Raw genomic sequence first — 12,594 nt, 5'->3', positions numbered from 1 at the left:
GGCCTCAACGCGCAGCCAAGTCATCCGGGCTCAGAATATCGATGATGGGGCCGCTATAGCCGACCTTGATCAGATAGCCGTGAATTTCGGTGGGGATGTGCCAGGCCAGATTGATCAGCGGGGCGCTCTTGTCCGCAAGGGCAAACAACTCGTCATCCGAGCGGATCGGGATGCGGGTACCCGGTAGGTAATTGCCGATCTTGAGCGAGCCGGGCTTTTCGTGCACCACCGAAATAATCGAGGTGTCCAGTCCCAGCAGCTTCACCAGGATAGCGGCCCGGCCCGGAAAGGCCTTGGCCCGCAGTGGACCATGCTGGGCCACGAGGTCGTCGAGCTGTTGGCGCTTGTTGGCGCGCCAATTGGCGACGTTCTGCGCCAGCGTGGCAAAGCGGCTGCCGAATTCGGCCTCGCGCGCATCGAGCGCCTGCTGGTCGCCGAGTCGGCCGCTGCCATGGCTGGCATTGCCCATGAAAACGCGGATATTGCCGCCGTAGCGCTTGGGGAACTCGACCTCGAGCAGCTCGAGCCCGAGCGAGCGCGCCATATGCACGAAAGAGGTGAAGCTATAGGTGCGCGGGTGCTCATGATAGAATGTATCGAACTGATTACCGTCCAGCACCGCTCCCAGATAGTGGTTTTCGATGGCAATCACGGTGTTCGGGCCGATCAGCGCCTTCAGCGAGGCGATGACGCCGCGCAGGTCCTCGATGTGGGCAAACACATTGGTAAAGGTGATGAAATCGGGATTGCCATGCGCGCCGGCGACCTTGGTGGCAATGGCCTCGTCCAGGAACGCTTCATAGATGGTGTGACCCTTGCCCTCGGCATCGGCTGCCGCGCCGGTTGGCTCGATGCCCACCGTGGCCGCTCCGGCCGCCCGGAAGAAATCCAGCAGGCTGCCATCGTTGCAACCGATATCCAGCACGGTCTTGCCATCGAGAGCGCCGAACCGCTCGGCGCAGGTGGCAACCAGGCCTTTCATCCCGTTCAGCACATCGGCGGTGAACCGGGAGCGATAGTGATAGCTGGTGGGAAACAGTTCGTCCTTGGGCACCTGGAAGCGCTGATGCGCCGTGCGGCAATTGTCGCAATAGAGGATATCGATGGGATATTCGCGGCAGATGCGGGGATCTCCGACCGGGACCAGGTCATCGCACATCGGGTGCAGCCCCAGATCGAGCACCGGGGTGAGGTGCTCGTTGCCGCAGACCTCGCAAGACGTGATCGTGCTCAATCCAGCTGGCATCTTGACCTCTAAGCTCTTGAAGCTGGCCGTATAGGGCATGCAATGCGGGACGGCAAGCCGCCGCGCGCTATTGCTTCGCGGCTAATACCCTGAAGATTTCATCGACGACCAGCGCAGCGCCGTCCAGGCTCAGGTGATCGTCATCGTAGTAGAGCGGTATCCCGTCAAGTTGGGCGGCACACCGGCCGGGGATGAAACTGCCGCACAACAATTGCTCGGGCTTTACCCGAAGCAGCTGCGGGGACTGAATGGCATCCAGCGTGTCGTCGATGAACCGGTTGCGGAGCTTGAAACGAGCTTGGCTGGTGGAAATCAGCGTCTCTACCGAGCCGCTGAACAGCAATTTCTTGGCATTGCGCTTGGGAATGTTCCAGCCAGTTTCCGGTACGGGATAGACCAAGACGACCGGAACACCGAAGGCAAAATACTGCTCAATGCCCGCCGTCAGCGCGGCCGCCTTATCCCCGACCGCCTGCGACCGCACGCCCGAAGGGGTGACCGCAAACGATTCCGTATAATATTCAGGCTCGACCCCGCCCTCACCATTATCATAGGTCTGCCGATCGATCAGCCCGGCAATGGGAAAAGCGCGGTAGGTCCAGCGGTCAGCCAGAACAATTGTCGAGGGCTTGAGGCCGGCCAGATAGGCGAACAATTCCCGATTGGTATCCTCGCATCCCTGTACGAAGGCCGAGCTCATATTGGCCCAGTCGTAAAGGCCTTTGACCGGCGGACAATACGGGTTTTTCACCAGATAGCCGGACCTGTTCCGTTCCTTGAGACGTTGATCAAAACCGGCATAAAGCGCGTCGGCATGCGAATCGCCGAATAACAAAAGCGGCGAGCCGCCGCTCGCGCCCATCGGGCATAGTTGAATCAAGGCCGCGCCGGCCAGCGGACTGATCCAGGCGCATGACTGCGGATCGGATCTGGTTGGTTGCGTTGCGGCCTCGTAGCCCGGCTTGACGCGAGCGGGAAAGCCATCGGCGAGGTGGACGGTCAGGCCCACTGCGGCAATTGCTAATCCGGCGACAGCCGCCATTACGAAAATCTGCTGTTGCGTGAACCGGGCTCGGCCGCGAAAAGGCCGCTCGATAAAGCGCCAGCTCAGCCAGCCCAGGCCAAGGGAGATCCCCACTAGTGCAACCAGCAGAATATTGGAAGGTGCATCGATCAATCTAATGCGCGCAAAGGCAAACAGTGGCTGGTGCCACAGATAGGCGCTATAGGAAATCAGGCCTACACCAACCAGGATCGGGTGCGCCAGCAGGCGCCCCACCGCATTGCCGGCCCCGGCATTCACAATGACCAAGGCGGTGCCAAGCACCGGCAGCAATGTGTAGTAGCTGGGGAACGGCGTCGATTTGCCATAGAATGCGATCGAGGCGGCGATCATGGCGATGCCGACTAGGCCCGGCCAGTGCACGCCGGGGTCGGTTTTGTCCGCCCGCCCGCGTAACCATAGCGCGCAGAACACGCCTGCCAGCAATTCCCAGATGCGCCCGGCCGGCAGCAGGTAGGACGACCACACCCCCCTCTCGGCGGCAACAAAGCTCAAGACGGCCAGCACCATGCAGCCGGTGATAATGGCTCGTCGGCCGCTCCTCCAAAGCAACATCAGCATTAGTGGATAGATGATGTAGAACTGCTCCTCGACCGCCAGGCTCCAGATATGGAGCAGCGGTTTGACCTCTGCCTCGGTGGCGAAATATCCCGCCTGGCCCGACAACAGGAAGTTGGACACGAACAGCGGCAACGCCATCAGGTTGTCACCGAACTCCTTGAGCTCGGACGGCACCATCCACAGCCAGGCGAACGGCAGCAGGCAGATTACCATGAAGAACAGTGCCGGCAGGATGCGGCGGGCGCGTCGCTCATAGAAGGTCGCGAGGCTAAATACCCCGACATCGTGCTCTGCCATCAGCAGCGAGCTGATCAGATAGCCCGAGATGACGAAAAAGACGTCGACCCCAACAAAGCCACCGGCAAAACCGGGTAGGCCGGCATGAAACAGCATCACTGGGATAATGGCCAGGGCGCGAAGACCGTCGATTTCCGGGCGATATTGCAGGCCGCGGCGAGCGACGCTCATAGCTATTGGCGGGCCAGGAGGCGCTTGAGGCGGCGCCAGACAAAATAGACCAACGACAAATAAGTATTGGGATAGAGCGCGTTGCTGACAAACAGGCGCCGTGGATTGATGTAGGAATAGCCAGAAACCGAACGATTGAGCGCCATGAACGCCACCTCGGACACGAAATTGTTGAGTGCGAAATTGCGGCACCACAGATAGCGCCAGAGCGGTAGGCCGTTGGCGCGATAGCGTTCCAGCGCCTCGACCAGCCGCACCGAGTGCACGAGTGGGTACATTGGCGCCCATTCGCGTGCGCCCGTGAGGCAGACACTGAGGGGGCGGCTATGGAAAAATGCCCTCGAGCGGGCGAAGGCGCGGCTGAAGATCGCCAGGTGCGGAAACGTATTGTCGAAATGCGAAAATGTACGCTTGTCCACAATCGCCGCCGCATCCAGCACGCCAGCATGGTCGGCCCACATCTGGCGCCTGAACACCGACAGAAACATGCCGCCCATGAAATCGAAGGAAATGCGCGGATCGACCAGATCGAGATACGGCAATTCGCCGTCTCGGGTCCAACTGGAGAACGGCGTCATCCCGGCTGGCAGGTTGGCAGTATCGAATGGCCGGGGAAATCGCGCCACGTAGTCCGTGCGCAAATGATTGGCATTGACGAAGAACAGGTCTACGCCTTGATGCTCATCAATCAGTCGATCCAGCGTTTCGACCGCGCCGGGCATCAAAAGATCGTCATCGCCCAGGAGCCAGGCGAACTCGCCGGTCGCCATGCTCACGACCTTGAGAAAATTCCGCGGAATGCCCAGGTTTTCAGTGTTGCGATGATAGGAGATCGGCATGTCCCGCTGCGCCGCCCGCACCACTGCCTCGGTATCGTCGGATGAACCATTATCCGAGACGCAGACCTCGAAGTCGATGCCGCTCTCGCGCCGATTTTTGGCAATAGATGCCAGGCAATCGGCCAGATGGCCGGCGCGATTGTAGGTCGGAATGCATATCGTGAGCCGCATGTGGCCACCCCTAGTCGGGAATTGGAAAGGGTGCAACTGCAGGTGGGTCATTTCGGCAGCGCCGGTCTTGCGCCGCTTCCGGTCTAATCGGTATTGTGCTCTAAATATTGCCCCAAGAAAGCGACCGTTCATGAGCACCCCGGCTTCCGAAGAGCCCGCATCAACAGGTGCAAAGGTCTACTGCATTGGATTGTCCCGCACCGGTACAACCTCGATCTGCCAAGCGCTGGAAGTGCTGGGTTATCGCACTTTGCATTTCTCGATGGAACTCTTCGTCCAGCCGGAACTGATTTCGCCTGAGCTGCACTACGAGCCCATGGCGCCCTTGGGAGCGAGCTGGCGATGGGAGCGGCAGAATGTGGTCAATATCATCCGCGCACGCGTGGATCCGGACATTTTCGACAAGTACGATGCAATGGGTGACGTGCCTATCCCGCTATTTTACCGTGAACTCGACAGAAAATTTCCAGGCTCCAAGTTCATCCATACTGTGCGGGACGAAGCACGCTGGCTCAAAAGCATGAAATGGATGTATGAGGAAGGCAGCGTGCTGTGGAAGCACGGCGTGCTCGACGACGAACTCAAATACCAGACGTATGGAACGATGACATACGACCCCGATCTCATGCTGAAGGCATATCGTGCCCATAATGCTGAGGTCACTGAATACTTCAAGGACCGCCCGCAGGATCTGTTGCACTTCGATCTCAGCAGTGCCCCGCCAAATTACGAGCAGCTTTGCCTGTTCCTTGGCAAGCCCTTGCCCACCACGCCCTTTCCGGTGTCGAACGAGAGTCGGACAGCTTCATGGATCGCTAAGCTAGTCCACCGCGTGGGGACGCTTCCGTTCTATGGGACTGTGGCAAGATCGGTGCTGTCGCTGATTAGGATGCGGTAGTTGCCCTGTCAGACTGGCCGACCTCAGATATCGCGTTCAGAATGATGAATCGGAGCACCTTGGCAGGATCGTCGACCTGGCGAGAGTATTTGCTGATGAAGTGCCGTCGGGCTGCCTGAACCTTTTCGCTCCCCCACCACTGCTCGATCGTGTCGAACCTTTCATTGACAGCCTGCGCTGCACTTTGAGGGCTGAGATGGACAATTCCGGCATCAATCAGCACCTGGTAGTCAGGCGTCACGGATTCGAGCAGGTGGTCCAGCCCTTCCTGCCAGAAAGCCATGGTAGGCACATTCTGCGTCAGCGTTTCGAGCAGACCGGTGGAATCGTAACTATGGACAACGAGACGACTGCTCGCCACGAGTTCGCGCATTGTCTTGTCAAAGGTGTCGACGGTGATGCCTGGAACCGCTTTGGGCCAGCGAGCATGTTCACCTTCATGATGGGTTCGACTGCCGCCTGAAAGGCGCACCGTGACCTGCGACCTGACCTTATCGCCCAGTCCCTGCACGAAGTTCACTTGGTCCGAGAAGTACTCCTCAAATCGTGCGACCTTGTCGTCGATATATGTTTGGTGCGCCGGGCTCAGTTCCACCAGCAATACCCTGCCAAGTGGATCGTAGACCGCAGGCGCAGCAACCGGATGCTTCAGGTTGAACGCGGGTACGACATTCGGTCTGTTCGCCCAACCCCACGAGACGAAACGATCGGCGAATTCCTCTTCCGCCGAGGGAGCGTACTGGTGATGCGTGCCATAGACGTTACCATGCTGACCGATGATATAGGTCGCTCCACGCTCGGTCTGCTCCGCCGCCCAGATTTTGAAAACCTCGTCGGAATCGAAATTGTTGCTAGTGAAAATGGCTTTGGGACGCTTCGGAAATCCGGCGCTCGCGGCGTGCGTCAGAAGCTCCGGGTATCCTTCCAGGTAGCAAACCGGCATCAACTCGAAGACAAGCGCAGATATCTCGCGCTCCACGGCGCCATCGGCTTGTGTTTCCAAGCGGTCGGATAAGATCTGGCGGATTGCCGGGCTCGGCTGCGTAACTATCCCGACCGGCTCGCGGCGCCAGACCTGCGGCATTTGACCAAGCGCCAGATGCAGCTTCACCACATGTTCGCGCGGAAGATATGTATTGTCGATCATCACATCGGTCGCACGGACGCCGATCTTGCGAAGGCTTTGCATCAGACGAACGACGGGATCGGTCCTGACGGCCGGGGCAGAAGGACGGCGAAAGCCGGGCTCGGCTTCGACATGGATTTTTTCCTGGTCCGGGCCTCCGCCAGATCGGCGATCCAAGAGCCGCCCCGAGAGAATATTGTTCCAGGCCGGATCATTACAGGCCCAAACAAATGCATCGCTGGTGAGGGTCGCCAGGTGGTATCCAGACGACACAAGCGTGGCGGTGCCATCGATACGATGCTCGGCAAGGCATTGTTCAAGCGTGCCGACGCGATTGTGCAGAACCCGGACGACCATCGTTAGCCAGTTGCCGAGAAGAATTCGCCAGTAACGCTCCTTATGACGGGTTTTGTGAAAGTCATTGAGGATGGATACGAGGCGCGGCCAAAGGATAGCTTCAAAAGCCCGCACGTGGTCCAGGTCTCGATGAAGCTGCGCGCTGGATATGCTGTAAGGCCTGGCAACGATCGCGTCCATTGCGCCCCAGACATCGCGGCATTCGTACCAGCGGCACCACTGACCCAGAAAGACCGCCGGGCGGTCGAAAGCCCAGGTGCGCTGGTCCGCTGTGGTGATCAGAAAGCGGGGCGTTTCAGCCATGCACTACCTCATCCTGCAACAGCGGCAATAGGGATTTGAACCCTGCCACGAACTGGCCGGTATTGACCAGATACAGTTGAGGCGCCGCGTCGACCGCCGCTTGCAGTGTAGCCAATTGCTCCTCATTGCGATGGAAGTTGCGATATTTGTCGATCGTCGCATGCAGCACGCTGGCGCCGGGGAAGAGCCCAACTGCCTGCGCAGTCAGCCATTCTAATGCCCGCCCCTTATGCGCCCGCGCGACCCGGCCGGTGAAGATGATCTCGCCCGGCCGGTTTTTGATCTGCACGCGATCGAAGACCTCGTTGAAATCCTCGCAATAGAGCGCGCCGTCCGCGATCTCGCCATCCAAGATCAGGAGCAAATGCTCGCTGACGACCTCCGAAAACGGCGTCGGCAGTAGTTTTCCATCGACCGCAATGCCCTCGACTCCGGCAAAATAGGGCAGATACATCCGTGCAAATCGATGGCCACCGACCTCAACGCTGCCCATATCGGCGATCACATGGCTGACATGCATGGTGACAAGCCGGTCCATATCGACAAGGCTTGCGAACAACGGCTGCAGATCATAGTGGAACCGGTTCTGCGGCGAGTAGCTGGAGAGCATGCGAATCTGATCGGGGCTTGGGATCGCCTCGATCCCAAAACGATCGAGCAGCAGCGCATTGATTCGCGCCATCACAGGCTCCTCGTCGAGTCCGAGAGGAACCAGAATATTCGTCTTGCTGCTGATCCGGCGGTTGCCGACAGCAAGCTGCGACCAGGCGCCGCCCACAACAGGACGCTCCTCGAAAATAGTGACCGGTCGGGATCGGGCCAGATGATCGGCTAGTATGATCATCAGCGGGCTGGTCCCCAGCACCGCGTCCGGCCCCTCGGCCATGGTCGCGCGGTACGAGCCTGCTATGACTTGATCCCTTCGATCACGACAAACTCGAATTCCTCACGGCCTTCTTCATACGTGCGCCGCAGGGTTTCGCAATAGACCACCTTGAAGCCAAACCCTTGGAGAAGTCGCGTATATTCGCGCGGATGCAGGAAGCGAAACGCATAGTCATTGCCGAAATAGGGACTGCTCTTTCGCCGAACACCATTGAGCGTCGACGCATCGATCAGCGCTTCGGGATCCCCGTCCACGGCGGTGGCGTCTGTCCAGGTGTCGGACCGCTTGGATGGAAAATACGAGAAGAACCGCCCGCCCGGCTTCAGCACCCGGGTCATGTCGCCGAGAAATCTGCGGCCCGCGGCCATGTCCAGGCAATTGCTTGAGAATACATCGACAACCGCATCGAACGAGCCATCGGCAAATGGCAGGCTGGTCATATCGCCGGCGCGGAGTTCCGCTTTCGTGCCATAGCTGGCCAGCATCTCGCGGCTGAGTTCGATCGCTGCCGGGCTCAGATCGATGCCAACGGCGTCAAAGCCCTCGCGCGCGATCATCCAGAGGTTAGCCCCGCTGCCGCAACCCGCATCGAGCACGCGGATTGTCTTGCGCTGGGCGGAGGGCACAGAAAAAAACCGCCGCCCCATAAAGCGGCAAAGCTCTTCATTGGGGTAGCGGCGTTGCGCGCCGAACCCCTGTGCGAGATAGGTTCCTTCGTAGAAATCAAGCAGCCCGGTATCGCTTGCTGTCATCGCTGTCTTCGCTTTGCGCCTATGCCGGCCAGGCCGTCAGATGGTTAATCGATACTCGAATAGCGGAAACAGATGGGTTGCGAAACCCTGCTTGAACTCGGCGATCGAGAGTTCCTTGAGCGTCGGACTATCGCCGGGAAAGGGGCGCTCGCCAATGCGATACCAACGCAATCCCATGGCTTTCATCACCTCGATCGCCCGATATTGCACCAAATGGCCGACCGGCTTGTCGAACAGGCTGCGATCATAGGCAGCCGACGCATAGACGCCCTCCGTCGCGGTGTGGTCGAAATATCCCGCGCCCACCATCGTGCCTTCGCCGTCGCGCAGGCAGACGAGGAATGCCTCGCCGTTGCGAATACTCGACAGCTGCAAATCCCAGGTCAGATCCGAGCGGGTCTGCCGGCCCGCGGCCTTGAGATGCAGGTCCCGAAACGCCGCCCAAATCGCAGGATCGGCGTTCTGCATTACCTGCACATCCCAGGTCCGCGCCGCCATCGTGATCAACGGCTTGTAGCTCTTGCGGAACTGCAGCCGGATCGTCTCAATATCCTGCGCGAGATCGACATAGAGTTCATGGCGCAGTGCGACATGAGCGCCCCGGGCCATCATCTGCTGGTGCCAGACGCCAAGGCCAGGAGCGATGCTGCCCTGGAAGGGGCCGGCGGCGAGCCAAGCCGGAATATCGAGGCGAGCGGCCAGCAGGTCGGCAAATGTCACGCAATTCTTCATCAACACCTTGCCGGTCCTATCCGACAGGTGCGGCGCCAGCAATGGTGGCTGCACCGGCAGACCCTGCGTGGTCAACGCGATCTGCTCCCCGGTCCGGGTCAGCGTCAGCGGCCAGATCCCGGCCGGCCTTTGATCTTGTAGCAAGACCAGCGATAGGTCGCGACAATCCTCTGTCGAGCCGCCGAGATAGGCAAGCTGATAGGCTATCTGACCGGCGCTATAGAGTATTGGCGCATAGACTTGCCGCTTCAGGAAGCCATCCCACCCGTCGAGGTCATCCTCCCGCGACCGGGCCTGCAGGCCAGCGCTCGTCAGTAACTCGGCGATGTCGCCATTCGCGATCACTATGGTTTAGCCGCCACGAAATTCCATACAGCGATCGTTTCCTCTCCCTCCGGAATAGCTGGGTCGTAACGCTTGTGTTCCAATCGTTCGACGCGGAAGCCCGCGCCTTCAAGCAGGCCGATCAAATGAGCTTTGTCGCAGAAATGTACGTTGCCGGTACCGGCAAATGCACCTCCTGGTGGTAAATCGGCCCGTGTATGCGCATCGACTTCGCGCCCAAGACGGACCGAGGAATGCTGGTCGGAGAACCAGTCGACACCGATGAACTTCCCGCCCGGGCGCAACCGGTCAAACACCAGATTCAGCGCATTCGCAATTGCCGTGGTCGGGTTGTGGATCAGCGAAGCTCTGTCGAACACCAGATCGAATGGCCCGGTGAAGGGGATATCGCGCGTGAAATCGGTGGCAATGATTTTGCCCTGCAGCATGGGATAGGTTTCCAGCACGCTTTGAACGATCGTCGGGCTGCCCTCCAAGGCGCTATAATCGGCACCGAGCTTGAGGAACAACGGGATATTGGCCCCCGCCCCGCAGCCCAGTTCCAGCACACGATCGTAGCCTCGGCCGGCCCGCGCATAGCGGTAAACATAGGAGACCAGATCGCTCCACGGCCAGACGCTCAGATGGGTACCGGCGCGATACAGTTCATCCCATTCGGCCGAAAAACTCATTGGTGACCTCTGAACAGTTTGGTGTCGGCTGTATTCATCCAGTAGTCGACTACCGACATCGCAGGAACAAAAGGCCCATAGAGTTGAGAATAAACCGGGTGGATATAGGAGTGATAGTCTATTTCGATACCGGCGGCGGCGAAAGTGTCTTCCGCCAGATAGTCACGTCCCAGCGGGCCCGACAGATAGCGATCGGCTCGAAGATGTCGGCAGATATTGAGCACCAGATCGGACTTCAGCCCGCCAACAGGCAATTCGGAGGCCCGCACGATCCTGGTGCCGATATCGAGAACGCCAGCCCAGAATTTGAGCTGCCGGTAGCAGAGTTCGGTAAGCAGGGCTTCGCCCGGTTGCAGCAATGTCGCGAGATCTGGCTCGCACCGGGAGAATCGCGGTGCCTTGCGGTAATTCTGCTCAATGGAGCGCAGATGCTTGGTCCGCCAGTCGGTGGCGTCGTCGATTTCCAGGGCGCTCAGCGGCTTGCCGATATGCCCCTTCTGCCGCACCGGGACGGTCAGCCAAACCGGACCGTTGGCCGATTTGATCCGATTGCGGTTGGTAAAGCTGTTTTTTTCGAACTGCACAGTGTCAAGAAAGACAAACACATCCGCCTCGGCGATGCGTGCCAGATAACCAAGCCACGGCAGATAGGCCGGCTGGTGGATGGCTACGATCAAGACGAGGTTCCTGCCTGGGCCAGGTAGTAGCCCGGCTTGACTTTCATCGGATTGCCCACGACTAGCGAATAGGGGGGCACATAGCCCGCATCCACGATCGTGCCTGCCCCGATGACCGAGTGATGACCGATATGGGCACCACCTTTAATTACGCTATGGGAGCCAACAAACACATTCTCTTCCAGTGTGATGTCGCGGCGCTCGATCTCCTCGCTCAGCCCAATGCAACGGCGATGCGAATCGGCACAATTGATGGCGACGAACGAAGCGATATCGCAATTGGCGCCAATCGTGACCTTGGCGCCCTTGGCATTGACCTCCGACATCGCGCCGATAAATACGTCTTCGCCAAATTCCGGCTCACCGGTGATCCACACCAACGGGTGAAACCTGTTGGCCCTGAAGCTGGTCAGCTCCGTGAACTGGCCGGCAAACTCATCTTGCTCCATCAATCTATGCTCCCCAGCGTCAATTGCTCACCCTTCTTGAGCGCATGACGCGACTTGTGGCCCAAAGCCAGGTCGATGAATTTCGGCGCCAGACCGTTCCCTGGCCGCCGCAATCCCACATTGTCGGCCGACAGCGGCTCGCCCTCCGCGATATCGCGCAGGGCTGTCACGCTGCGGCGCGCCAAAACCCGCATCGCGCGCTCTTCAGCAGTCGGCGCGAGGAACGGCGATCCCAGCATGGTCTTGGCGGTTCGGATGGCGTCGACCCATGCGGCAGCGCTTCGGGGATCCTCAGAAAACCAGTGGTCGGGACCCGGCAAGTCGCGATCAAGAGTAAAGTGTTTCTCGAAGGCCACGGCGCCCAGCCCCACCGCCACACTCGCCGCCCAATAGCCTTGGCTATGATCGGAAAAACCCAGCGGCAATCCCGGAAAAGCACCGGCCAGCGTAGTCAGCTTCGTCAGGTTCACGTCCTTGGGGGGCGTTGGATATTGCGAAGTGCATAGCATCAACAGGACCGGGTTGCCATGCAGCGCCCCGGTTGCTTCCAGCGCGTCATAGACTTCGCCCATATCGGCCATGCCGCAGGAGATCATCATCGGCAGCTTGGCCATCGCATAGCGGCGCAGCAATGGCAGATTGGTAAAGTCGTCCGAGCCGACCTTGACCATCGGCACGCCAATTTCCAGCAACAGCTCCAGATCAGATACGTTCTGCGGGGTCGACAGGAACAGCATGCCCTCGGCATCGCACGTGGCCTTCACCGCGAACCATTCGTCACGACTGAATTCGTAGCGCCGGAACATTTCCAGCATGGACTCGGCCACCTCCTTGCCCTGCGAGCGGTAGGTGAACATCTGGTTGGGATCCCCAACGAACTCATCTGCCTTGAAGGTCTGGAACTTGATAGCGTCCGCGCCGGCCGCCTTGGCGACACGGATCATTTCACGCGCCTTGTCGAGCTCGCCATTGTGGTTGATGCCCGCCTCCAGCACAACGAAGGGCGGCTGGTCCGGCCCGATCAGGCGCTCACCGATACGAAAATTCATC

The 12,594-nt window shown here is 59.4% G+C and carries 12 protein-coding genes; 1 reads left to right on the top strand and 11 read right to left on the bottom strand.

Translation table 11 applies throughout. The features are described from left to right. Positions 1-4: 4 nt before the first annotated feature. From JWR51_RS00240 to JWR51_RS00230, 3 genes are all read right to left on the bottom strand, one after another. On the bottom strand, positions 5-1,246 hold the full coding sequence (locus tag JWR51_RS00240; protein WP_299742009.1) for a class I SAM-dependent methyltransferase: 1,242 nt from the start codon (positions 1,244-1,246) through the stop codon (positions 5-7). Positions 1,247-1,313: 67 nt separating this feature from the next. After that, positions 1,314-3,338, bottom strand: coding sequence for an acyltransferase family protein (locus JWR51_RS00235; protein ID WP_299742558.1), 2,025 nt, complete (start codon positions 3,336-3,338; stop codon positions 1,314-1,316). A 2-nt stretch (positions 3,339-3,340) separates the two neighbouring features. After that, on the bottom strand, positions 3,341-4,348 hold the full coding sequence (locus tag JWR51_RS00230; protein WP_299742007.1) for a glycosyltransferase family 2 protein: 1,008 nt from the start codon (positions 4,346-4,348) through the stop codon (positions 3,341-3,343). 130 nt (positions 4,349-4,478) lie between these two features. Between JWR51_RS00230 and JWR51_RS00225 the strand changes: the two genes are divergently transcribed. Further along, positions 4,479-5,246, top strand: a complete 768-nt coding sequence (locus JWR51_RS00225) for a sulfotransferase family protein (protein WP_299742004.1) — start codon at positions 4,479-4,481, stop codon at positions 5,244-5,246. On the opposite strand, the gene JWR51_RS00220 is transcribed toward JWR51_RS00225, so the two are convergent. Genes JWR51_RS00220 through JWR51_RS00185 form a run of 8 tightly spaced genes read right to left on the bottom strand, consistent with a single transcriptional unit; the run spans position 5,233 to position 12,593 of the window. Further along, the gene (locus tag JWR51_RS00220; RefSeq protein WP_299742002.1) at positions 5,233-7,032 is read right to left on the bottom strand and encodes an LIC12162 family protein; all 1,800 of its coding nucleotides are present in this window, start codon (positions 7,030-7,032) and stop codon (positions 5,233-5,235) included. The genes JWR51_RS00225 and JWR51_RS00220 overlap by 14 nt on opposite strands. Further along, entirely contained in the window at positions 7,025-7,918 is an 894-nt protein-coding gene (locus tag JWR51_RS00215; RefSeq protein ID WP_299741999.1) for a hypothetical protein, read from the bottom strand. Before JWR51_RS00215 ends, JWR51_RS00220 begins: the two co-directional genes overlap by 8 nt. Before the next feature lie 20 nt (positions 7,919-7,938). Then, complete coding sequence (locus tag JWR51_RS00210; RefSeq protein WP_299741996.1) at positions 7,939-8,670, bottom strand: class I SAM-dependent methyltransferase; 732 nt, start codon at positions 8,668-8,670, stop codon at positions 7,939-7,941. A 36-nt stretch (positions 8,671-8,706) separates the two neighbouring features. After that, positions 8,707-9,747 carry a FemAB family protein gene (locus JWR51_RS00205; protein WP_299741993.1) on the bottom strand — a complete coding sequence of 347 codons (1,041 nt, stop codon included), beginning with the start codon at positions 9,745-9,747 and terminating at the stop codon, positions 8,707-8,709. After that, on the bottom strand, positions 9,747-10,418 hold the full coding sequence (locus JWR51_RS00200; protein WP_299741990.1) for a class I SAM-dependent methyltransferase: 672 nt from the start codon (positions 10,416-10,418) through the stop codon (positions 9,747-9,749). The genes JWR51_RS00205 and JWR51_RS00200 overlap by 1 nt, the downstream gene beginning before the upstream one ends. Then, a complete protein-coding gene (locus JWR51_RS00195; RefSeq protein ID WP_299741987.1) occupies positions 10,415-11,095 on the bottom strand; it encodes a WbqC family protein in 681 nt (226 codons plus the stop codon). Before JWR51_RS00195 ends, JWR51_RS00200 begins: the two co-directional genes overlap by 4 nt. Continuing rightward, the gene (locus tag JWR51_RS00190) at positions 11,092-11,544 is read right to left on the bottom strand and encodes an acyltransferase (protein ID WP_299742556.1); all 453 of its coding nucleotides are present in this window, start codon (positions 11,542-11,544) and stop codon (positions 11,092-11,094) included. The genes JWR51_RS00195 and JWR51_RS00190 overlap by 4 nt, the downstream gene beginning before the upstream one ends. Then, positions 11,544-12,593 (bottom strand): N-acetylneuraminate synthase family protein, encoded by a 1,050-nt coding sequence (locus tag JWR51_RS00185; RefSeq protein ID WP_299741984.1) that lies wholly within the window; start codon positions 12,591-12,593, stop codon positions 11,544-11,546. The genes JWR51_RS00190 and JWR51_RS00185 overlap by 1 nt, the downstream gene beginning before the upstream one ends. Between the last annotated feature and the right edge of the window lies 1 nt (position 12,594).

Source organism: Devosia sp. (assembly GCF_028290625.1).
Lineage (GTDB): Bacteria > Pseudomonadota > Alphaproteobacteria > Rhizobiales > Devosiaceae > Devosia.
This window is presented reverse-complemented; position numbering and strand designations above follow the sequence as displayed.